Origin of the sequence: Kitasatospora sp. NPDC048365 (assembly GCF_043200835.1) — a bacterium.
In the GTDB taxonomy this organism is placed as follows: Bacteria; Actinomycetota; Actinomycetes; order Streptomycetales; family Streptomycetaceae; genus Kitasatospora; species Kitasatospora terrestris.
On record NZ_JBICYJ010000037.1, the window covers coordinates 68,929 to 89,433 of the forward strand.

Here is a 20,505-nt window from a genome sequence, read left to right on the forward strand (position 1 = left end):
ATCTGTACCATGCGAATCAGCCGCTTCCGGAACGACCGTGCCCGCGACCGCTTCCTCGCCGCGTACGACCGAACGCTCGATCAGCTCTGGCCCGGCCCGCGCACCGCACTCGACGTCCCCACCCCGTACGGCACCACCCGCGTCCTGCGCACCGGCCCCGAGCACGGCACGCCGATCGTGCTGCTGCCCGGCTCGGGCGGCAACGCCCTGATGTGGCACCGGTACGTCGCCGAGCTGGCGCAGCATCACCCCGTGCTCGCCGTCGACACCGTGGGCGAGCCGGGAGCGAGCGTCCAGACCGCACCGATCGTGGACGGCCGGGACGGGGCCGCCTGGCTGGAGGAGCTGCTGACCGCGCTCGACGTCCCGGCGGCCCACCTGGTCGGCTGCTCGTACGGCGGCTGGCTGGCGCTCTGCCACCGCCTCCACCACCCCGGCCGGGCGGCCTCGCTCACCCTGCTCGACCCGGCCGGGCTCGCCGAAATCGGCGCCCGCTTCTACCTCTGGCTGATCGCCGGCGGACTGGCCTCCGCCGCCCCGCGCGTCCTGCGGCCCCGGCTCGCCCGGCTGGTCGGCAACAGCACGATCCTCGAGAGCGAACTGATGGGCCTGATGCGCGCCTCGATGGGCTTCCGCCGGGCGCTGCCGGTCCCCGCCGTCCTCACCGACGAGGAGCTGCGCCGCCTCGACGGCGTCCCGGCACTCTTCCTGCTCGGCGAACGCAGCGCCCTGCACCGCTCCCCCGAGGTCGCCGAACGCCTGCGCACCCTGCTCCCCGCCGCCCGGGTCGAACTCGTCCCGGACGCCGGCCACGCCCTGCCCACCGACCGCCCGGAGCTGGTGGCCGACCGTATCCTGCGGACCGCCGGCCGCTGACGCCGCAGCGGGCAACGCCGCCGGCGCGCGGCCCCGCCTTCCCGGCAGGGCCGCGCGCCCACGGGCAGCGCTCAGTCGAGGACCGCCAGCACGGTGCCCGCGGCGACCGTCCGCCCGCCCTCACGGACGGCGAACCCGAGCCCGGGCTCCAGCGGAACCGGCGTCCCGAGCGTGACCGTCACCTCGACGGTCTCCCCCGGCGGCACCGGGCCGGTGCCCTCGGCGAGCTCGATGTGCCCGACCACGTCGCCCGTCCGCAGGTAGAACTGCGGGCGGTAGCCGCTGGTGACCGGCGTCCGGCGGCCGCCCTCCGCGGCGGAGAGCAGGTGGATCCGGGCGGTGAACCGGCCGTGCACGGACGCGCTGCCGACCGCCGCGACCACCTGGCCGCGCCGGACCTGCCCGCGCTGCACCCCGCGCAGCAGCAGCGCCACGTTGTCGCCCGCCTCCGCGGACTCCATCGTGCGGCCGAAGGTCTCCACCCCGGTCACCACGGACTCCACCCGCCCGTCGTAGCCGAGCACCTCCACCCGGTCGCCCATGCGGACCCGGCCGCGCTCCACCGCACCGGTGACCACGGTGCCGCGCCCGGTGATGGTCAGCACGTTCTCGACCGGCAGCAGGAACGGCGCGTCGGTGTACCGCACCGGCGTGGGGATGTGGTCGTCGACCGCGCCGAGCAGCCCGAGCAGCGCCCGCTCCCACTCCGGGTCGCCGCCCAGCGCCAGCAGCCCGGACACCCGGACGACCGGCAGCGTCTCGCCGTCGTAGCCGTGCGCGGAGAGCAGCTCGCGCACCTCCAGCTCGACCAGCTCCAGCAGCTCCGGGTCGGCGCCGTCGGCCTTGTTCAGCGCGACGACGACGTGCTCGACGCCGACCTGACGGGCCAGCAGCACGTGCTCGGCCGTCTGCGGCATCACCCCGTCCTGCGCCGAGACCACCAGGATCGCGCCGTCCAGCTGGGCGGCGCCGGTGATCATGTTCTTGACGAAGTCGGCGTGTCCGGGCATGTCGACGTGCGCGTAGTGCCGGGTCGCCGTCTCGTACTCGACGTGCGAGATGTTGATGGTGATCCCGCGCGCGGCCTCCTCCGGGGCCCGGTCGATCCGGTCGAACGGCACGTAGGTGCCGCCGCCCCGCTCGGCCAGCACCTTGGTGATGGCGGCGGTCAGCGTGGTCTTGCCGTGGTCGACGTGGCCCATGGTGCCGATGTTCAGGTGCGGCTTGGTCCGCACGAAGGCCTGCTTGGCCATGGTGGTGTTCTCTTCCAGGAGTCGTGGTGACGGGACCTCAGCGACGGGCGACCTTCCCCGTCCGAGGTCCCGGGACTTCCCGGGGAAGGTCAGCGTCGTGCGCCGTCGAATGCGGCTGCGGCTGCCTGGGCAGCGGCCATCGCACCCGCGACTGCGGGGAACTCGGCGATGGCGGCGGTGAACATGCGACCGATCCTGCCTCCGTGCAACCCGCCCGCGCCACCGGTTTTCCGCCCGGCGGGACCTCAGGCCGGGACCTCAGACCGGGGCGCCGACCGGGGCGGGGGTGAGGTGGGTGGTGAGGCAGTCGACGAAGGCGTCGATGTGGGGTGGGCGGGGGCCCGGGCGGGTGGCGCAGTACCAGGTGCGGGTGAGCGGGCGGGCGCCGAGCCGGACCAGGGCGAGGCGGTGTCCGGCGGCGTACGGGGCGGCGACCCAGTTGGGCAGCACGGTGACGCCCTGGCCGCCGGCGACCATCTCGATCAGCAGGTCGGTGATGACGGGCATCAGGGTGATCCGGGCGGGCCGGGCGCCGGTCGGCAGGGGCAGGGGCACGGCCGGGATCCGGCTCTGGTCGTAGATGTCGTACAGCACCAGCCGGGCGTCGGTGAAGTCGCGCGCGGTCAGGTGTCCGCGCTGCGCCCAGGGGTGGTGGTCCGGGACGACGGCGACCATCTCGTCCTCGAACAGCGGGGTGAGCCGGACCCGGTCGAGTTCGCGGTCGGGCTTGGTGACCAGGGCGACGTCGACGAGGTCGGCGAGCAGCGCGGGGACGGGCGCGTCGTCGGCGACGGTCTCGATCCGCAGCTCCGCGTCGGGTTCGCGGTCGCGGAAGGCGCGGATCACCGGCGGCAGCCACGGGAGGGTGGTGCTGCACTGGGCGGTGAACCGGACCCGCCGCTGCCGGCCGTCCCGCAGGTCGCGCAGGTCCCGCTCGGCGGAGTCGAGTTCGGCGAGGACGTGGCGGGCCGCGGCCAGCATCCGCCGGCCGGCGGCGTTCGGGACGAGGCGCCGGCCGGCCCGGTCGAAGAGCGGCTGGCCGAGCCGGTCCTCCAGCCGGGTGAGCCGTTGGCTGAGCGCCGGCTGGCTGACGTAGAGCTTCGCCGCCGCCGCGGTGAGCGAGCCGGTCTCGGCGGTCGCGGCGAGGAGTTCCAGGTCGCGCAGGTCGACATCCATAACCGCACGTTATCTCAGACTCCAATGTCCGTCGTGGAGTTATGGCCGGACGGCTCCTAGGTTCGAAGGCGGCGGGGCGATCGCACCCGCCGTCCCCGACCTGCGGAGGAGCACCACCATGTCCACCACCACGGCCACCACGACCACCACGGTGATCGTCACCGGCTCGTCCAGCGGCATCGGCCTGGACGTCGCCCGGGCCTTCCTGGCGCGCGGCGCCGCCGTCGTCCTCAACGGCCGGGACCCGCAGCGGCTGGCCGAGGCCGCCGCGGGTCTCGGCCGGCCGGAGCGGGTGGCCGCCGTCGCCGGGTCGATCGGCGACGCGGCGACCGGCGAGGCGCTGGTCCGGGCGGCGGTCGAGCGCTTCGGCGGCGTCGACGTGCTGGTCAACAATGCGGGGACGTTCGCTCCGCGCCCGTTCACCGAGGTCACCGAGCGGGAGCTGGACGGCTACCTGACGGGCAATCTGAAGGGCACCTACCTGACCACCCAGGCCGTGGTGCGGCGGCTGCGCGAGCAGGGCCGGGGCGGGTCGGTGGTCAACATCGGCACGGTGCTGGTGGACCACGCGCTCACCGGCTTCCCGGCCTCGGCACCGGTGGTGAGCAAGGGCGGTGTGCACGCGCTCACGGTCAGCCTGGCCGCGGAGCTCGCGCCGGAGCGGATCCGGGTCAACCTGGTGGCGCCGGGCGTGGTGCGCACCCCGCTGCACGGCGGGGTGGACGTGGACGCGTTCGGCGGCGTCGCCCTGCTGAACCGGGTCGGCGAGGTGGACGAGATCGCCGAGGCCGTCGTGTACCTCGCGGGCGCCGAGTTCGTCACCGGCCACGCGCTGCGGGTCGACGGCGGCCATGTGACGGGCCGCTCCTGAAGGCTCCGCCGACCGCGACGACCGACCACATCGACAGGAAGGACCGACCATGCCGTACGTCCAGGTGCGCATCACCCGCGAGGGTGCGACCGCCGAGCAGAAGGCCGAGGTGATCGCCGGGGTCACCGAGCTGCTGGTGCGGGTGCTCGACAAGGAGCCCGCCACCACGTTCGTGGTGATCGAGGAGGTGGAGCTGGAGGACTGGGGCGTCGGCGGCCTGCCGGTCGCCGAGTACCGGCGCCTCCGCACCACCTGACCCACCGTTCGCCCTTCGCCGGACCGCCGAGGCGTGCGCTTCCGGCCAGGAGCCGGTCGGCTTCCGGTCGCCCTGCGGCCGGAAGCCGTGCGCGTCGGCGGCGGAACCGTCCGTACCCGCCCGGCTGTCCTGCATCCTGTCGGGAGAGGCACGGCGGAGGGGGAACGGACGTGGACGGACGCGGACTGCTGGCGGCGGCCGGGGTGCTGATCCCCGACGGGCAGGGGCGGATCATGCTGGTGCGGGTGTCGTACCAGGCCAAGCACCCGATCGAGATTCCGGGCGGCGGCTGGGAGCCGCCGGACGCCTCGCCGCGGGTGACCGCCGTCCGCGAGATCGAGGAGGAGCTGGGGATCACCCCGCGGCTCGGTCCGATCGCCTGCCTGGACTGGTCGCGGGACCGGTTCCGTCCGCCGATCGCGGCCTTCCTGTACTGGGCCGAGCCGCTCACCCCGGCCGAGCTCGCCGGTGTGCGGCTGGAGGCGGAGGAGCTCAGCAGCTACGCGTTCCTGACACCCGAGCAGGTCGCCTCCGCGCTCCCGCCGCTGCTGTCGCGGCGGGTGACGGCCTGCCTGCGGGCGCCGCGCGCGGCCGGACCGCTGGAGCTGGAGGACGGCCGCCCGGTCGGCCACAGCGCCGAGCACCTGCCGGCCGACCCGCCGGTGCCGCCGTACACCGCCGCCGAGGGGGTGCCGCTGACGGGCGGCGACCGGCCCGCTCCCCCGCCGCCGATGGACCGCGAGACCTACATCGCCAGCCGGCCACGGATCCGGGCGAAGGCCCGCACGCTGTACACCGACCGGGCGGGCCGGGTGCTGCTGGTCCGGCTGCGCCCGCTACTGCGGGACGAGCCGCCGTACTGGACCGTGCCCGGCGGCTCGATCGAGGCCGACCGGGAGCTGCCGCGGGAGGCCGCCGCCCGGGAGACCCTGGAGGAGCTCGGTTGGAGCCACCGCCCGACCGGGCGGCTGCTCGCCCTCGACTGGACCGCGCCGGGTGACGGCAGCCGTCCGGTCCTGGTCTACCTCTTCGACGGCGGCGAGGTCGGCCCGGCGGACCTCGCGGCGATCCGGCTGCCCGCCGACGAGCTGGAGGAGTGGCGGATGTTCACCCCGGACGAGGCGCGCACGGTGCTCTCCCCGCAGGGCCACCGGCGCCTGACCGCCGCGCTCGCCACCCGCGGCGCACCGGGCGGCGGGCCGGTCGAGCTCCACGACGGCTTCCCCGCCTGACCCGCCGTGGGTGCCACAGGTGCCGCAGGTCGGCCGCGGGTGCCGCCGCCCCCGATGGCGGGCACCATGAGGGGGAGATCACCGAGTGGGGAGGTCCTGCGATGACGGCTCCGATCGACTCCGCGCTGTCCGGCCGCCGGGTGGAGCGGCTCACCGGCGGCCGCCGGCTGCTGATCCGGTTGTCCGGCGGCGTCGAGGTCTCCGTCGAGAACGACTTCCGGCTGGCCGGGCCCGCCGAGGTCGAGCACTTCTACCCGGGGCTCGGCATGCAGCCCAGCGGCGGCCTGCCGGAGCTGGTCGGCGCCCGCCTGGCCGCCGCCCGGGTCACCCCGGCCGGCGCGCTGGTCCTCGCCTTCGACACCGGCCACACCCTGACGGTCGCGCCGGACGGCCCGGCCCACCCCTGGGCCGTGGCCACCGCCGACGGGCCGCTGTTCACCGCCCAGGCGGGCGGCTACCTCACCGCGCAGGGCCACTGAGGCCCGGCGCGGAGCGGACGTGCGTGCGGGCCCCCGGACGGATCGACCGTCCGGGAGGCCCGGTTGTGCCAGGGGTCGGCGACGGGTCTCAGGGCGCCGAGACGACGTTGCTGGGGCCCCCGAAGGTGGAGTCGACGGCGCGGCCGGTGCCGTTGACCACCGAGTCGATGCCGCCGGAGCCGTTCAGGAAGACGGTCAGCAGGTCGTGCAGCTTCACGCCCGGGCGGCTCGGGGCCTGGAAGGCCGTCGAGTTGTGGATGTCGACGCCCTGGTTGAAGTACGAGTAGCTGCCCATGCCCCAGCCCTCGAACGTCTTGACCTTCGGTCCGACGGCGAACGCGGGGTAGCCCTTCTGGGTCGGCGAGGCCATCCACGCGGCCTGGCTGGGGACCTCGTAGGGGTTCTCGTTCTGGAAGAACACCACCCGGCCGTCCTCGCCGTTCCAGATCGTCTCGGTCTTCTGGAAGTGCTCGACGGCGAGGCCGGTGGCGACCACCCGGTCGCCGTTGACGACCAGTCCGGTGTCGCTGCGGGCGGTGTTCCAGTTGCCGCCGCCGGTGCCGTGGTCGGCGCGCCAGATCCAGGCGTCGTCGATCAGGGTGTCGTCGGCGTTGACCTCCAGCGCGGTGGTGGCGTAGCCGTCGCGGGCGCCGCCGACCCGGAAGAAGACGTCGCTGAGGCTGATCGGGTTGTTGGTGTGGCGGGCCTTGCTGCCGCGGTTGCCGACCTGCATCAGGACCGGCGAGTTCTTCGGGCCGGCGTCGATGATCAGGCCGGAGACGTCGACGCCGTCGACGTCGGAGACCCGGACGGCGGCGTCGCCGCGGGTGGGGACGAGGGTGGCGAAGCCGAGGCCGAGGACCTTGGTGCCGGGCCGGGTGACCCTGATCGCGTCGGTGAGCTCGTACACGCCGGGGGTGAAGAGCAGGTTGCGGCCGGCCCTGAGCGCGGCGTTGATCTGCTGGGCGCTCGCGCCGGGCTTGACGACGTAGAAGCTGTCCAGGCCGAGCGAGGTGCCCGCGGTCGGGCCGTTCTCCCAGCTGGTGCCGGCCGAGTCGCGGCGCAGCGCGGGCAGGAAGACCCGGTACCGGCCGTTGTCGTCGAGGTACAGGTAGGGCTTCTCGCGGGTGGCGGGGCACGCGTCGAGGGTGGTGTAGGGCGCGGCGCCGGGCTCGGTGGAGAAGGACTGGGCGGGCGCGCCGGTGGTGCCGCAGAAGACCTGGTTCCAGACCCCGTTGGTCCAGCCGTCGAGGTTGCTGTTGCGGGTGAAGAACTGCTGCTGGGAGCCGTTGATGACGGTGCCGCCGGTGAACTTGGAGTCGGCGATGAAGCCGCCGCTGGCCCAGGCCGGCGAGCCGGTGCAGTAGTCCATCAGGGTCAGGTTGCCGTTGACCTGGACGCGGCGCAGCGGGGCGGCCTGGGAGACCGCCCAGAAGTCGGTGTTGCCGTAGCAGCCGCTCTTGCCCGCCACGTTGACGGTCAGGTTGCTGAGGGAGCGCCAGAAGTTGGTGGTGGCGTAGCACTGTGCCTGGTCGCCGCCGACGCACTGGTTGTAGACGTCGACGGAGCCGTTGACGACCACGTCGCCGGGGTTGCGGCCGAGGCCGGCGACGGCCTCGTAGAAGCCGACCGAGAAGGTCAGCGGGTCGGCGGCGGTGCCGTAGGTGCCGGGCTTGAAGAGGATCTCGTACCGGGCACTGCCGAACTCGTTGCCGGCCTGGGCCTGGGCTATCGCGTCCAGTCGGCTCTGGATCTCGGCCTTGGGCATGCCGGGGTCGAACACGACGACGTTCTCGCCGAGTCCGCCGCCGCCGTGCGGCGGGGCGGCGTCCTGCGCGGCCTGGGCGGTCGGGGCGGTGAGGGCCGCGACGAGGGCGGTGGCGGCGACGGCGGCGAGGCCGAGGCGGTGCGGACCTGAGGCTCTGGTCATGGTGCATACCCGTCTGGTGGGTTACGGGGGGACGGCGGCATGCGGGGGCGGTCGGCCGGCCTGACCCCGGCCGCTCGCCCCCGACCGCTTACTTCAAGCCGAGATTTAACGGCCGATGAAAGTCGGGCGTCAAGCCCCGGCCCCACAACTGCCGCACAGCTGCCCGGTACTACCGGTCGTCCGCGTCCGCACAGAGCGCGTGGTCGACCAGCCGGCTCGCGGCCCGCTCCACCCGCAGGACCTCCTCAGCCGAGTCGGCCAGGACGCCCGACATCGACACCGTGACGGTCCGGCGGCCGTCCGCGGTGGTGCCGGTGGCGGTGACCCAGCCGGAGTCGCCGCCCTCGTGGCCCCACTGGAGGCCGCCGCAGCTCAGCGGGCGCGAGAAGAGGCCCAGCCCGTCGCGGGCGCCCGGCATCAGCTTGCGGAACTCCTTGCCGATCGGGACGGTCCGCCGCATCTCCGCCAGCTGCGCCGGCGGCAGGAGCCGGCCGCCGAGCAGGGCGCCGAAGAACCGGTTGAGGTCGGCGGTGGTGGAGACCAGCCCGGCCTCGGCGTTGGTGCCCGGGCCGACCTGTTCGGTGACGTCCACGGGCGCGGCCCCGGCCGCGAACCGCTGGTACGTCGAGGCGTGCGGCCGGGGCAGCGTCGGCGTGGAACCCGGCCGGAAGGTGTGGTCGAGGCCGAGCGGCCGGACGATCCGGTCCCGCACCTCCTCGTACCAGGGGTGGCCGGTGACCCGCTCGACGATCATGCCGAGCAGCACGTACCCGGTGTTGTTGTACCGCCACTGCTCGCCGGGCCGGAAGTCCGGCCGGTGGGTCATGGCCGCGGCGACGGTCTGCTCGGGGGCCCGGCCCTCGTAGCGGCGCTGCTGGAAGTCCTCCTCCGAGGTGTAGTCCGGGTAGTCGTCGTGGAGGCCGCCGGTGTGCTGCAGCAACTGACGGACGGTGATCTCGCGGCCGTCGTTGCCGTTCCCGGCGACCACGCCGGGCAGCCACCGCTCGACCGGATCGTCCAGGCGCAGCGCGCCGTCCCCGACGAGCTGCAGGACCACGGTCGCGGTGAAGGTCTTGGTGACGCTGGCGATCCGGAAGTACCCGTCCGCGGCGACCGGGTGTCGGTCCGTCAGATCGGCGACGCCGCTGGTGGCGGTCGACTCCCGGCCGTCGGCGGTGGTCAGGCGGGCCTGGACCCCCGTCACGCCGAGGGCGGTGAGCGCGTCGGCGTCGCGCTGGAGCCGGATCCCGCTCCGGTCCTCGCGCTGCTCGGCGGCCGTGGCGCACGGCGTGCCCGCAGTCAGGGCCGCGGCCACCAGCGCGGCGAGCGCCGGGGCCCGGCGCGCGGTGCGGAAGGGCCGGCGGGACGTGCTGTTCGGTGAGTTCGTCATGGGAGTCGACGCTAGGTCCGCCCGGTACCCGCACGCGGTACCCCTGGCTGCCGGGAAAAGAGGGTAGTGCGCTGTAGTGCCCGGCCCGCCAGCGATGGACCAGACTGGCCGGATGAACCACGGTGGGGGCAGCCGGGCGTCGGCGACGGGGCGCGGTCTGGGGTATCTGCTGGGCAGTCTGGCGGCCGCCCTGGTCGCGGTGTTCGCGCTGCCCGTGCTGGTGGTCCCGTCGATGGCGCGCGCCTGGGCCGGCTGGCACCGCGGCCGCGCCGAGCGGCTGCTGCGATCCCCCGGGCCCGGGCCCGGGCCGGTCCGGATCGGCGGCCGGCGAATCGTCGGGTGGCTGGGCGCCGGGACGGTCAGCGGTCTGGCCTTCGGGCTGGTGGCGCTGGTGCTGGCCGGGAACGCGGTGGCCACGGCCGTGACCGTCCCGCTGTGGTGGGCGCTGCCGGCCGGCACCCCGGCGGGCGGGTTCGCCGCCGGGGTGCCGCTGGACGGGTGGGGCACGGCGCTGACCCTGGGGGTCCTGCAGGCCCTCGTCCTGGCCGCCCTGACGTACCTGCTGGTGCCGCCGATGGCCCGCCTGCAGGCCCGGCTCTGCGTGGCGGTGCTGGCCCCGTCGGCGGCCGAGCGGCTCGCGCGGCGGGTGGAGACGCTCACCCGGACCCGCGCCGGCGCGGTGGCCGCGCACGGCGCGGAGTTGCGCCGGATCGAGCGCGACCTCCACGACGGCACCCAGGCCCGGCTGGTGGCCGTCTCCGTACGGCTGGGGGTGGCCCGTGAGCTGCTCGCGGAGGACCCGGACGCGGTGGCCCGGCTGCTGGCGGAGGCGCAGGAGGTGACCGAGGCGGCCATGGCGGAGCTGCGGGCGGTGATCCGGTCGATCTACCCGCCGATCCTCGCCGACCGCGGCCTCGCCGAGGCGCTCGCCGCGCTGGCGAGCGCCTCGGCGGTCGAGACCTCCGTCGAGGTCGGCCCGCTCGGCACGGTCCCCGCGGCGGTCGAGGCCGCGGCGTACTTCGCGGTCGCCGAGGCGCTGACCAACGCGGCCAGGCACGGCCGGGCCGGCCGGGCGGGGGTCCGCGTCGCCCGGGCCGGCGACCGGCTGTCGGTCGAGGTCACCGACGACGGGATCGGCGGCGCCGACGAGAGCCTGGGGACGGGCATCGCCGGCATCCGCCACCGGGTGCTGGCGCTCGACGGCACCGTCCGGGTGCACAGCCCGGCGGGCGGCCCCACCACGGTCACGGTGGGTGTGCCGTGCGGGTGGTGATCGCCGAGGACAACGTCCTGCTCTCCAACGGGCTGGAGCTGCTGCTGACCGCCAAGGGCTTCGAGGTCGCCGCGGTCACCCAGGACGGTCCCGGCTTCCTCGCCGCGGTCGCCGAGCACCGGCCGGACGTCGCCCTGGTCGACGTCCGGCTGCCGCCCACCTTCCGCGACGAGGGCATCCACGCCGCCATCCGCGCCCGCCGCCGGCAGCCCGGCCTGCCGGTGCTCGTCCTCTCCCAGTACGTCGAGCGGCGGTACGCCGGCGAGCTGGTCTCCGACGGGCGCGGCGGCGTCGGTTACCTGCTCAAGGACCGGGTGGGGCGGGTGAGCGAGTTCGTGGACGCGCTGCGCCGGGTCGCCGCGGGCGGCACCGTGATGGACCCCGAGGTGATCGGCCAGCTGCTCACCCGCCCCGCCCACGACCCGATCGCGGGTCTGACGCCGCGTGAGCGCGAGGTGCTCGCCCTGATGGCCGAGGGAGCGGACAACGCCACCGTGGCCCGGCGCCTCGTCGTCACCGAGAACGCCGTCCACAAGCACGTCGGCAACATCTTCGGCAAGCTCGGCCTCTCCCCGGACGACAGCGGCCACCGCCGCGTCCTGGCCGTCCTGACCTACCTCAGCCGGCCCTGACGCCCCGTCCCCTCCCCCGCCGTCAGGGGGCGGGCGTCCGGCCGAGCGGATGACTTCGCAGCGGCGCAACCGGCCGCGGAGCCGCGGGGCGGGCAGTGTCGTCCGGGTGGCAACGGGGCGACGGAGGGAGCACGGCATGGCGACCGGAAGCGGCGGACGGAACGGCGGCACCGACGAGCGGCTCGCCCTGGCGGGCATGCTGTTCGCCGTGTCGATGACCTTCATCGACCAGACCATCGTGTCGATCGCCGCACCGAGCATCATCCGCGAGCTCGGACTCTCGGCCGGCGCGATGCAGTGGGTGGTCAACGCCTACCTGCTGGCGCTGGCGGCGTTCTTCGCGCTCGGCGGCCGGGTGTCGGACATCCTCGGGCACAAGCGGATGATGCTGGTCGGCACGGTGGTCTTCGTGACGGCGTCGGCGCTCTGCGGCGCGGTGCCGACCGGCGGCGCGGCCGAGCCCTGGCTGATCTCCTTCCGCGCGGTGCAGGGCCTCGGCGCGGCACTGATGTTCCCGGCCGCGCTCGCGGTGGTGGTCGAGGTCTTCCCGGTGCGGCGGCGCGGCCGGGCCCTCGCCCTGTTCTTCGGCGTCGCCGGCGGCCTGACCGCGATCGGCCCGATCCTCGGCGGCTGGCTGACCAGCTGGAGCTGGCGGGCGATCTTCTGGGTGAACGTGCCGGTGGCGGTGGTCGCCCTGGTGCTGACCTTCCTCGCCCGGATCCGGAACACGCCGCGGCCCGAGCCGATCGACTGGCCGGGCGCCGTGCTCGTCGCGGTGGGCATGGGCCTGAGCGTGCTCGGCCTGCAGCAGGCCGCGGTGTGGGGCTGGGGCAGCGCGGCGACCTGGGGGTGCATCGTCGGCGGCCTCGCCGTGCTGGCACTGTTCGTGCTGGCGGAGCTGCGCAGCCGGGACCCGCTGATCACCATGCGGGTCTTCATCGACCGGGCGTTCGCGGTGGACAACGCGGTGCTCTTCTTCGCCATGATGTCCTTCGTCCCGGTGTTCTTCTTCGCCTCGGTGTACGCGCAGATCGCGCTCGGCTACTCGGCGAACCAGGCGGGCCTGTACCTGCTGGTGTTCTTCGCCGGGTTCGGCCCGGCCTCGCAGATCGGCGGGCGGATCCTGGACCGGCGCGGGGCCCGGCCGGCGATGCTGCTGGGCACGGTGGTCGGCGCGGTGGGCTTCGCGGGCTGGGCGGTGAAGATCACCGATCTGTCGCTGGGGGCCCAGTGGGTGTGGATCGTCCTCGCGGGCGCCGGGATCGGCCTGCTGCTGACGCCCGCCTCCACGGACGCGGTGAACCGGGCCATCGGCCGCTCGTACGGCGAGGTCACCGGGATCACCCAGACCGTCCGGAACTACTCGGCGAGCGTCAGCCTCGCCGTACTGGGCACCGTCCTGCTGCACACCGCGGTGGACCTGATCACCGACACGCTGGAGCAGCGCGGGCTCCCGCCCCAGGCGGCGCGCGGCACGGCCGAACAGATCACCCGCAGCCTCACCGGCGCGGGCTCCGGCGGCTCGGCGCCCAGCGGGGTGGACGCGGGCCTGCTGGCCGCCCTGCGGGCCGACTTCGCGGCGGCCAACCGCCCGGTGCTGTACGGGATGGCGGCGGCCCTCGCGGTGGCGTTCCTCTGCGCGCTGGGCCACCCCGGCACCCGGGTCACCGCCGAGGCCGAGGCGACCAGCCGCCGCCCGGCCGCCCAGGACGCGGAGCGCGAACCCTGACCGCCCCCCGGCCGACCCACCGGCAGTCCCCTCGGCAACCGCCCCGCCCGCCATCTCCTCCGGGCCCACGGCCCCGTCGCGCCCTCCCCCTCGGCCGGCCCTCGGTGGTCGCGGCGCCCGCAGCCGCTCCGGCCCACCGCCTCACCTCCAGCAGCCGCGCCGCCCAGCACCTCAGCCGGCTCCCCGGCCCCCGTCGCGCCGTCCCTCCTCGGCCGGCCCCTCGGTCGCGGCGTCCGCAGCGGCTCCGCCCGTCCCTCGCCCGTGTTCCGGTTCGCTCTCCCCCTCGGCCGCAGCCTTCGCACCAGGTACGGCCGCCAGGTCGTCGACCAGGCCGACCAGCCAGACGGCGGTGTCGACGGCGTGCAGGGCCGCCGGGTCCGCCGCCGGCAGCCGGGCCGCCGTGAGGCGCTCGTCGAGCAGGGCGGTGCGCGCCTCGGCGAGCGCGGGGTCGGGCCGGACGGGCCCGGCCCGCAGCGCGGCGCCCTCCCGGCGGAAGGCGGCGGCCGCGGTGTCGGCGTCGCCGACGAGGCGGCCGGCGATGGCCGGCCGGCCGGCCAGGGAGTGCGGGGCGATCCTGGCGAGCAGCTGCTCGGCGCCCCGGACGGTGTGCTGCCCGGTCAGCAGCGCCGCCTGCCAGTCCGGTGCGCCGGGCTGCGGGTCGTGGCGTTCGGAGCGGAACTGGGCGTAGGTGGCCTCGGCGAGCACCGCGGAGCGGCGGGCCCGGCGCACCGCCCCGCCGGGGGCGGGCCGTCCGGTCAGTTCGGCGACGGTCTCGTGGACGGCGGCGGCGCTGTCGTCGAGCAGTTCGGCGGCGCGCCGGCGCAGCTCGCGGCCGCCGCCGAGCGGCCAGGCGCAGAGCCCGGTGAGGATGCCGACGGCGGCTCCGGTGGCGACGTCGACGAGCCGGGCCTCGGCGAGCTTCCAGCTGGCGGGCGCGAGCTGGGCGAAGACCATGGCGACCACGACGGTGAAGGTGCCCTGGGCCCAGACCAGGCCGAGGGCCGGGCTGAGGGTGAAGGCGGTGAGCATGGCGACGGGCAGGGCGATCGCGTAGAACAGCGGCCGGTCGCCGACCAGGAGGAGCATGGCCGCGGAGCCGGCGGCCCCGCAGAGGGTGCCGGTGATCGCGGGGCGCAGGGTCATGCCGGTGTCGGCGGCGGTGGTCCGCATCAGGGTGAGGGTGGCGAGCAGCACCCAGAAGCCGTGGGTGAGGTCGAGGCCGCCGACGAGCAGGCGGGCTGCGGCGAGGGCGGCGGCGGTGCGGACGGCGTTCTGGAAGTACACCGAGCGCGGGGTCAGGTTGGCCCGGAAGCGCGCCCACCAGAGCCGGACGGCCGGCTCGTGGCCGTACCAGAAGGGGCCGGGCCGGTCGGCGGGCGGCGTCGGGTCGGGGGGCAGTGGCGCGCGCCGGCTGATCCGCACGGCGAGGGTGAGGAAGCGGGCGCCCTCGGCGGCCTCCAGGGCGATGCTCCCGAGGGCGAGGCGGGCGGCGGTCGCCGCCTCGGCCGGGTCGGAGGTGCGGTACGGCCCGATCCGCCCGGTCCGGGGAACGGGCGCAGGCACGGGCCCGGTCTCGTCACCAGGCTCGGGTGCGGTCGCGGACCGGGCGCCGTCCGGCCGGAACGGGGTGGTCCGGACGGTCTCGAAGCCGGTGATGGCGGCCTCGATCGGCTCCGTCCCGGGCGCCGGACCATCGCCGCGGACGCCTTCGCCCGCCGCGCGGACGGCCCGTGCGGTGGCCCGGACCAGGGCGGCGGCCTGCGGCAGCGGTCCGGCGAGGTCGTTGACCCGGCCGATCCGCAGCAGTTGCCCGCGGGTGTGGCGCAGCGCGGTGGCCGCGTGCGAGAGCGCGCGGTCGGCGGCGCCCGCCGAGGCGGGGCGCTCCAGCAGCGGGATCCGGGAGAACCGCAGCTCGTCGATCGCCTCGGTGGCGGGGTCGGGGCGGCCGTCTGCGGCGCTGGGGCGGCCGTCGGCGGGGCCGGGCGGGGCGCGGTCGCGGACCGGGCGGTGGGGCGGCGCCTCGACGGCGGCCGCGGTGCGGTCGGCGAGGTCGGCGACCGCGGCGGCGGCGCGGGCGAGCCGGTCCCGGTAGTGGACCGGCGGCGGTACGGGCCACAGCAGCAGTTCGGTGGCGGCCAGCAGCAGGATCCCGACGGTGACGCCGATCAGTCGCAGCGGCAGGTCCTCGGGCCGGTAGGGCGGGAAGCAGGGGAGGATGTAGAGCAGTTGCAGGCCGTTGGCGAGGCCGACCAACCGGGGCCCGCCGACCGAGCCGTAGGCGACGGCGAACCCGATGCCGAGCATGCCGAGGGCGGCCGCCCAGGAGCGGACGGCGAGCAGCGTTCCGAGGGTGATCAGCAGGTAGGCCGCGGGCAGGGTGCACAGCAGGGTGCGGGCCCGGGCGCGGGCGCCGCCGCCGATCCGGGAGAGCAGGCCCAGCGAGATCGCCCCGAACAGGGCGTAGGTCGCCGCGCTGGGCCGGCCGAATCCGTACCGGAGGGTGTAGAAGCCGGTGCAGGCGGCGAGGGTGACCCGGACGGCGCGGTGCGGGATCTCCCGGCCCGGGTCGCGGGCGCGGAGGCGGTCGAGCAGTGCGCGCGTCCGGCTCATCGGCATCCCGCTGTCCTGGTGTTCCCGGCGTTCCCGGCGTTCCCCGTACTGACGACGGTAGCGCCCGGGCCCGGCCCGCGAGAGTCGGCGGGGCCGGGTCAGTCCAGGCAGAACTCGTTGCCCTCGACGTCCCGCATGTTGATGCAGGACTCGTTCTCCTCGTCGGCGTACAGCACCTGGCCGACCACCGCGCCGAGCGCGACCAGCCGCTCGCTCTCGGCGGTGAGGGCGGCCAGCCGCTCGTCGCCGACCAGGCCGGTGCCGACCCGGACGTCGAGGTGCACCCGGTTCTTGACGGACTTGCCCTCGGGGACGCGCTGGAAGTACAGCCGCGGTCCGGCGCCTGACGGGTCCTTGGCCACGAACCAGGAGTCGCGGTCCTCGGGCGCCTGGGAGGCGGTGTACTCCTCCCAGCTGGCGAACCCCTGCGGCGGCGGGGTCGGGACGTACCCCAACACCTCGCACCAGAAGCGGCCGACCCGCTCGGGTGACGCGCAGTCGAACGTGACCTGGACCTGCCGAATGACTGTCATTCGATCACCCTAGCAACAGGGTTGGGCCGAGCGATCCCGCACTCCGCGTCAGATGATCGGCGGGCGTCCCAGGCGTGTCATCCGCCAGACCGTTCCCCAGCTCATCGGCCTGCGCGGGCCGCACGGCGTCCGGACGCCTTCGAAGAATCCGCCCCACCACGCCGTCAGGCCCGCGAGGGTCCGGGTCCGCGCCGTGGTGAGCAGGATCCACACGCCGAGGTGAACCGGAATGAGGAGGAGCGGGAGGCGCCGGCGGGCCAGCCACACCCGGTTACGGGCGGTGAACCGGTAGTGGCCCGCGTGCCGGGCCGGTGAGGTCCTCGGGTGCTGGAGGACGAGATCGGGCTCGTAGAGGATCTTCCATCCCGCGTCGAGCGCGCGCCAGGCCAGGTCGGACTCCTCGTGGCCGAAGAAGAACTCCCCCGCCCACAGGCCGGTCTGCCGGAGCATGGGCATCGAGAGGGCGTGGCCCCCGCCGAGGAACGCGGTCACCGGGCCGCGGCGCATCGGGTCGTCCGCACGGAGCCGGGGCACCCAGCGCCGCTCGGTGTGCCCGTGCTCGTCGGCGACCCTGAATCCGACGATCCCCAGCTCCGGGTCCTCCGCGAACAGGTGCTGGACCGTGCGGAACACGTCGTCGGCGATGAGCAGGCCGTCGTCGTCGAGTTCGACGACGACGTCGACCTCACCCGAGTCGCGCAGCAGTTCCAGGGCCACGTTGCGACCGCCGGGGCAGCCCAGGTTCTCCTCCAGCGGGACCTTGGTCGCGTCCGTCGCGACGTCGGTGAGCGGTGTCGCGTTCCCCACCAGGACCACCCGCGCCGCCGGGGAGTCCTGCTTCTCCACCGAGGCCAGGAGCGCCGCCAGCTCCCGTGGGCGGGTGCCCATGGTCACGATGACGACTCCGATGCGCGGCAAGGACATGGCAGCGGTCTCCCGTGGTCGGCGAAGTGCCGATGCTAGCGTCGCTCGACCCGGGCCGGGGCCGTCTCGCCCACCTTCCGTACCTGCCCTGACGGGCCGTGGAGCCGCTAGGATCACGATCTCCATCGGGGGTGCACAACAGGGGGCTCCATGTTCGGGATCATCAGGCCGTGCCGGCACCGGCTGTCGGAGAAGCTGCACGCGTCGTGGCTGGCGCACCTGTGCGGCCTGTGCCTGGCGCTGCGCGACGACCACGGGCAGCTGGCCCGGACCGCGACCAACTACGACGGGCTGCTGATATCGGTCCTGGTCGAGGCGCAGGGTCCGCAGGGCACCGCGGGCGGCGACCGGCGGACGGCGGGCCCGTGCCCGCTGCGCGGGATGCGTTCGGCGTCGGTGGCGCGCGGCGAGGGGGCCAGGCTGGCGGCCGCGGTGTCGCTGGCGCTGGCCTCGGTGAAGATGCGCGACCACGTGGTGGACGGCGACGGGGTGTTCGCGCGGCGTCCGGTGGCGGCAGGGGCCCGCGCGGTCGCCCGGCGCTGGGACCGGCAGAGCGCGGGCGGCGGCTCGGTGCTGGGCTTCGACACGGCGGTGCTGGTGGACGCGGCGGCCCGGCAGGCGGAGATCGAGTCCTCGCTCGCGCCCGGCGCCTCGGTGCTGCTGGTGACCGAGCCGACCGAGACGGCGACGGCGGCGGCGTTCGCGCACACCGCGGTGCTGGCGGGCCGGCCGGGGAACGCGTCCGCGCTCGCCGAGGCGGGCCGGCTGTTCGGACGGCTGGCGCACCTGCTGGACGCCGCGGAGGACCAGGACGCCGACGCCGAGGCGGGCCAGTGGAACCCGCTGACCGCGACCGGCACCTCGCGCGCCGAGGCGGAGCGGCTGTGCCGGGACGCGGTGCACGGCATCCGCCTGGCGCTGCGCGACGTGGAGCTCACCGACCGCGCCCTGGTGCACCTGCTGCTCGCCCACGAGACGGGCGCGGCAGTCGACCGGGTCTTCGGCCACGGCCCGTCCTGCACCCTGCCCTCGCTCGCCGGACAGAGCGCCACCGCACAGACCGCTACCGCACAGGCCCTCACCGACCCGACCGGCACCGCACAGGCCGTCACCGACCCGGCCGGCAACGGCCCGGCGGCCGTGATGCCGACCGCTCCGCCGGACGGCAACCCGGGCCACCAGCACCCGCGCGGGCCCAGGCCCCGCCGTCCGCTGATCTCGGGCTGCGCGGTGTGGCTGGCGATGGCCTGCACCTGCCAGCTGCTCTGCTGCGAGCACGAGGATCCTTGGTCGCGCGAGCGCAAGGAAGGCTTCTGCGCCCGCAACTGCGACTGCGGCGACTGCTGCGATGGGTGCGACTGCTGCTGCGACGGCTGCGACTGCTGTGACGGGTGCTGCTGCGACTGCAGCTGACCGCACCCGCCCCGCGGGTCAGTCCCGGGGCCACTCCCCGTACGGGATCCGGGCGATCTCGCGGATCCCGGCGGTGGTGCCCCACTCGTTGCGGCCGAGCCGGGCGAGCGGGCGCAGCCGGGTGATCTCGGGGTGGCCGTCGACCAGGACGGTGTCGTCGACGGCCGCGTGCACCACGCGGCCGAAGACCACGGTGGAGTCGCCGAGCCGGACGGTGCTGTGCAGGCGGCACTCCAGGGCGACCGGCGAGGCGGCCACCCGGGGCGGCTTGACCAGCAGGGACGGCTCCGGCCGGATCCCGACCGCCTCGAACTCGCCCTCGCCCTCCGGGAAGTCCGTGCCGGTCGCGTTGATCTGCTCGAACAGTTCCTCGGGCGCAAAGCTGACCACGAACTCGCCGTTCGCCTCGACGTTGCGCAGGGTGTCCTTGCGGCCGACCGAGGTGAACTGGACGATCGGCGGCTCCACGCACGCGATGGTGAAGAAGGAGTGCGGGGCAAGGTTCGCTGTAAAGCCATCAGGGCTGACCGTGGACACCCACGCGATCGGCCGGGGCACGACCACAGCGGTCAGCAACCGGTAGAAGTCGCCACGGGGCATGGTCTTGGGATCGAAGTCGACTCGCATGCAGGAAGTATGCCCTGACCTGCGAGATCGGCGGATCGTAGCCCTCGATCGCAGCACCACCAAGCCCCTGGTTCGGATGGAAAGTGCCTGGTGTCGGAAGGCACGAAGACCCAGGAGCACCTCGCCATGACCGAACCGGTAGACCCGTCCTTCGATTGGAGCGACTTCGAGGTCCCCGCCCACGCCCGCGGTGGCAGGGTCACCCTCAACCTGCACGACGAGCTCTCCAGGTTCCTTCCCAGGCGCCCGGGCGCCTACCTGCGGATCTCCTCCGACCGCTTCGGCCTGGAGGCAGGCGTCGACCGTCAGCACACGGACGCCGAAGACACCCGTCACCGCTTGGGCTGGGGACCATTCGCGAAGATCTACAAGGAGAACGACACCTCGGCATTCAAGAAGCGGGAGATTACCCGCGCCGACGGCAGCGTCGACTGGGTCGTGCTCCGTCCCGAGTTCCGCCGACTGCTCGCGGACCTGAGCAACGGGGTGATCGATGGCGTCATTTTCTACGACCTCGACCGCCTGGTGCGTCAGCCACGCGACCTCGAGGACCTCATCGACATAGTCGAGCACACCCAGCGCCCAGTGGTCGGCGCGACTGGTGGCCGGATGAACCTCATCAACGACAGCGACCGCCACATGGCCCGCATGATGTGCGTCATGGCCCTCAAGTCCTCCGAGGACACGGCCCGACGTGTCGCCCACATGCACCTGGCCACCGCGCAGGAAGGCAGGGTCCAAGGCCGGATCGCCTACGGCTGGATACGCAAAGGCCCAGACAAAGGCCGACTCGTCGAGAACGAGGCGAAGGTGGTAGCCGACATCTTCAAGGACTGCCTGACGGGAGAAACCGCATACGGCATCGCGATCCAACTCAACGAACGCGGTGTCAAGCCTCCCGCCGCTACTGAACCTGAAAGCGTGATGTCGGGGCGACTGCCTGACAGCTGCCGGGTGGGTCCGGTAGCCCTGAGCTGTGAGACACGCGCAAGGCGGCGGGTTGACCGACGCTGAGAGGGCCGCGCGGGAGCGGATCCGGCTGCAGGCTGTGGAACGCTTCGAGGGCGGGGAGAAAAACGGGGAGATCGCGACCGCGCTGCGGATCAGTGAGCGATCGGTGGAGAGATGGCGCCGGCAGTGGCGTGGGCGCGGTGAGGCCGGGGTCCTCTCGAAGGGCTCACCTGGTCGTCCGAAGCTAAGCGAGAAGCAAATCGCCCGACTGGAGAGCGAGTTGGAGCGCGGCCCGTTGCTTCACGGCTGGGAGGACCAGCGCTGGACGCTCGCCCGGGTGAAGACGCTTA

Annotated in this window: 19 protein-coding genes; 11 read left to right on the forward strand and 8 right to left on the reverse strand. The window is 74.6% G+C overall.

Annotated elements, in window-relative coordinates:
* The first annotated feature begins 9 nt into the window (after nucleotides 1-9).
* Complete coding sequence (locus ACGFX4_RS30730) at nucleotides 10-876, forward strand: alpha/beta fold hydrolase (RefSeq protein WP_393081180.1); 867 nt, start codon at nucleotides 10-12, stop codon at nucleotides 874-876.
* Between the two features lie 71 nt (nucleotides 877-947).
* Here ACGFX4_RS30730 and tuf read toward each other — a convergent pair whose 3' ends face one another.
* Nucleotides 948-2,129, reverse strand: a complete 1,182-nt coding sequence (tuf, locus tag ACGFX4_RS30735) for an elongation factor Tu (protein ID WP_393081183.1) — start codon at nucleotides 2,127-2,129, stop codon at nucleotides 948-950.
* A gap of 258 nt (nucleotides 2,130-2,387) precedes the next feature.
* Nucleotides 2,388-3,305, reverse strand: coding sequence for a LysR family transcriptional regulator (locus ACGFX4_RS30740; protein WP_393081186.1), 918 nt, complete (start codon nucleotides 3,303-3,305; stop codon nucleotides 2,388-2,390).
* 118 nt (nucleotides 3,306-3,423) lie between these two features.
* Here ACGFX4_RS30740 and ACGFX4_RS30745 point away from each other — a divergent pair, with 118 nt between their 5' ends.
* From ACGFX4_RS30745 to ACGFX4_RS30760, 4 genes are all read left to right on the forward strand, one after another.
* Nucleotides 3,424-4,176 (forward strand): SDR family NAD(P)-dependent oxidoreductase, encoded by a 753-nt coding sequence (locus tag ACGFX4_RS30745; protein WP_393081189.1) that lies wholly within the window; start codon nucleotides 3,424-3,426, stop codon nucleotides 4,174-4,176.
* A gap of 49 nt (nucleotides 4,177-4,225) precedes the next feature.
* Nucleotides 4,226-4,432, forward strand: coding sequence for a 4-oxalocrotonate tautomerase family protein (locus tag ACGFX4_RS30750; RefSeq protein ID WP_393081191.1), 207 nt, complete (start codon nucleotides 4,226-4,228; stop codon nucleotides 4,430-4,432).
* A gap of 170 nt (nucleotides 4,433-4,602) precedes the next feature.
* The gene (locus tag ACGFX4_RS30755) at nucleotides 4,603-5,664 is read left to right on the forward strand and encodes an NUDIX domain-containing protein (RefSeq protein ID WP_393081194.1); all 1,062 of its coding nucleotides are present in this window, start codon (nucleotides 4,603-4,605) and stop codon (nucleotides 5,662-5,664) included.
* Nucleotides 5,665-5,765: 101 nt separating this feature from the next.
* Entirely contained in the window at nucleotides 5,766-6,143 is a 378-nt protein-coding gene (locus tag ACGFX4_RS30760; RefSeq protein WP_393081197.1) for a DUF6188 family protein, read from the forward strand.
* Between the two features lie 88 nt (nucleotides 6,144-6,231).
* Here ACGFX4_RS30760 and ACGFX4_RS30765 read toward each other — a convergent pair whose 3' ends face one another.
* Together ACGFX4_RS30765 and ACGFX4_RS30770 are read right to left on the reverse strand one after the other, a co-directional pair.
* Nucleotides 6,232-8,073 carry a hypothetical protein gene (locus tag ACGFX4_RS30765; protein WP_393081200.1) on the reverse strand — a complete coding sequence of 614 codons (1,842 nt, stop codon included), beginning with the start codon at nucleotides 8,071-8,073 and terminating at the stop codon, nucleotides 6,232-6,234.
* A 169-nt stretch (nucleotides 8,074-8,242) separates the two neighbouring features.
* Nucleotides 8,243-9,463, reverse strand: coding sequence for a serine hydrolase domain-containing protein (locus ACGFX4_RS30770; RefSeq protein ID WP_393081203.1), 1,221 nt, complete (start codon nucleotides 9,461-9,463; stop codon nucleotides 8,243-8,245).
* A 112-nt stretch (nucleotides 9,464-9,575) separates the two neighbouring features.
* Here ACGFX4_RS30770 and ACGFX4_RS30775 point away from each other — a divergent pair, with 112 nt between their 5' ends.
* The 3 genes from ACGFX4_RS30775 to ACGFX4_RS30785 all read left to right on the forward strand — a co-directional run bounded on the left by ACGFX4_RS30775 (nucleotide 9,576) and on the right by ACGFX4_RS30785 (nucleotide 13,097).
* Entirely contained in the window at nucleotides 9,576-10,736 is a 1,161-nt protein-coding gene (locus ACGFX4_RS30775) for a sensor histidine kinase (protein ID WP_393081206.1), read from the forward strand.
* On the forward strand, nucleotides 10,724-11,368 hold the full coding sequence (locus ACGFX4_RS30780; RefSeq protein ID WP_393081209.1) for a response regulator: 645 nt from the start codon (nucleotides 10,724-10,726) through the stop codon (nucleotides 11,366-11,368). The genes ACGFX4_RS30775 and ACGFX4_RS30780 overlap by 13 nt, the downstream gene beginning before the upstream one ends.
* Before the next feature lie 136 nt (nucleotides 11,369-11,504).
* The gene (locus tag ACGFX4_RS30785; RefSeq protein WP_393081212.1) at nucleotides 11,505-13,097 is read left to right on the forward strand and encodes an MFS transporter; all 1,593 of its coding nucleotides are present in this window, start codon (nucleotides 11,505-11,507) and stop codon (nucleotides 13,095-13,097) included.
* 171 nt (nucleotides 13,098-13,268) lie between these two features.
* Here ACGFX4_RS30785 and ACGFX4_RS30790 read toward each other — a convergent pair whose 3' ends face one another.
* From ACGFX4_RS30790 to ACGFX4_RS30800, 3 genes are all read right to left on the reverse strand, one after another.
* Nucleotides 13,269-15,707: an FUSC family protein gene (locus ACGFX4_RS30790; protein ID WP_393081215.1), complete on the reverse strand. Its 2,439-nt coding sequence runs from the start codon at nucleotides 15,705-15,707 to the stop codon at nucleotides 13,269-13,271.
* Between the two features lie 98 nt (nucleotides 15,708-15,805).
* Nucleotides 15,806-16,240 (reverse strand): VOC family protein, encoded by a 435-nt coding sequence (locus ACGFX4_RS30795; protein ID WP_393081218.1) that lies wholly within the window; start codon nucleotides 16,238-16,240, stop codon nucleotides 15,806-15,808.
* 48 nt (nucleotides 16,241-16,288) lie between these two features.
* Entirely contained in the window at nucleotides 16,289-17,164 is an 876-nt protein-coding gene (locus tag ACGFX4_RS30800; RefSeq protein WP_393081221.1) for a glycosyltransferase family 2 protein, read from the reverse strand.
* A gap of 150 nt (nucleotides 17,165-17,314) precedes the next feature.
* Between ACGFX4_RS30800 and ACGFX4_RS30805 the strand changes: the two genes are divergently transcribed.
* Nucleotides 17,315-18,577, forward strand: coding sequence for a DUF5685 family protein (locus ACGFX4_RS30805; RefSeq protein ID WP_393081224.1), 1,263 nt, complete (start codon nucleotides 17,315-17,317; stop codon nucleotides 18,575-18,577).
* Between the two features lie 18 nt (nucleotides 18,578-18,595).
* Here ACGFX4_RS30805 and ACGFX4_RS30810 read toward each other — a convergent pair whose 3' ends face one another.
* Nucleotides 18,596-19,204: a flavin reductase family protein gene (locus ACGFX4_RS30810; protein ID WP_393081227.1), complete on the reverse strand. Its 609-nt coding sequence runs from the start codon at nucleotides 19,202-19,204 to the stop codon at nucleotides 18,596-18,598.
* Nucleotides 19,205-19,330: 126 nt separating this feature from the next.
* On the opposite strand from ACGFX4_RS30810, the gene ACGFX4_RS30815 reads away from it, so the two are divergent.
* A complete protein-coding gene (locus ACGFX4_RS30815; RefSeq protein WP_393081230.1) occupies nucleotides 19,331-20,218 on the forward strand; it encodes a recombinase family protein in 888 nt (295 codons plus the stop codon).
* On the forward strand, nucleotides 20,205-20,505 hold a 301-nt coding region (locus ACGFX4_RS30820; RefSeq protein ID WP_393081233.1), incomplete at its 3' end, for a helix-turn-helix domain-containing protein. The genes ACGFX4_RS30815 and ACGFX4_RS30820, both read left to right, overlap by 14 nt.

Bases quoted from the DNA above. Each gene is read 5' to 3' on its own strand.
- ACGFX4_RS30805 (WP_393081224.1), top strand. From the start codon at position 17,315: ATGTTCGGGATCATCAGGCCGTGCCGGCACCGGCTGTCGGAGAAGCTG.
- ACGFX4_RS30800 (WP_393081221.1), bottom strand. From the start codon at position 17,164: ATGTCCTTGCCGCGCATCGGAGTCGTCATCGTGACCATGGGCACCCGC.
- ACGFX4_RS30765 (WP_393081200.1), bottom strand. From the start codon at position 8,073: ATGACCAGAGCCTCAGGTCCGCACCGCCTCGGCCTCGCCGCCGTCGCC.
- ACGFX4_RS30795 (WP_393081218.1), bottom strand. From the start codon at position 16,240: ATGACAGTCATTCGGCAGGTCCAGGTCACGTTCGACTGCGCGTCACCC.
- ACGFX4_RS30750 (WP_393081191.1), top strand. From the start codon at position 4,226: ATGCCGTACGTCCAGGTGCGCATCACCCGCGAGGGTGCGACCGCCGAG.
- ACGFX4_RS30775 (WP_393081206.1), top strand. From the start codon at position 9,576: ATGAACCACGGTGGGGGCAGCCGGGCGTCGGCGACGGGGCGCGGTCTG.
- ACGFX4_RS30770 (WP_393081203.1), bottom strand. From the start codon at position 9,463: ATGACGAACTCACCGAACAGCACGTCCCGCCGGCCCTTCCGCACCGCG.
- tuf (WP_393081183.1), bottom strand. From the start codon at position 2,129: ATGGCCAAGCAGGCCTTCGTGCGGACCAAGCCGCACCTGAACATCGGC.
- ACGFX4_RS30740 (WP_393081186.1), bottom strand. From the start codon at position 3,305: ATGGATGTCGACCTGCGCGACCTGGAACTCCTCGCCGCGACCGCCGAG.
- ACGFX4_RS30730 (WP_393081180.1), top strand. From the start codon at position 10: ATGCGAATCAGCCGCTTCCGGAACGACCGTGCCCGCGACCGCTTCCTC.
- ACGFX4_RS30815 (WP_393081230.1), top strand. From the start codon at position 19,331: ATGACCGAACCGGTAGACCCGTCCTTCGATTGGAGCGACTTCGAGGTC.
- ACGFX4_RS30785 (WP_393081212.1), top strand. From the start codon at position 11,505: ATGGCGACCGGAAGCGGCGGACGGAACGGCGGCACCGACGAGCGGCTC.
- ACGFX4_RS30745 (WP_393081189.1), top strand. From the start codon at position 3,424: ATGTCCACCACCACGGCCACCACGACCACCACGGTGATCGTCACCGGC.
- ACGFX4_RS30760 (WP_393081197.1), top strand. From the start codon at position 5,766: ATGACGGCTCCGATCGACTCCGCGCTGTCCGGCCGCCGGGTGGAGCGG.
- ACGFX4_RS30810 (WP_393081227.1), bottom strand. From the start codon at position 19,204: ATGCGAGTCGACTTCGATCCCAAGACCATGCCCCGTGGCGACTTCTAC.
- ACGFX4_RS30790 (WP_393081215.1), bottom strand. From the start codon at position 15,707: ATGAGCCGGACGCGCGCACTGCTCGACCGCCTCCGCGCCCGCGACCCG.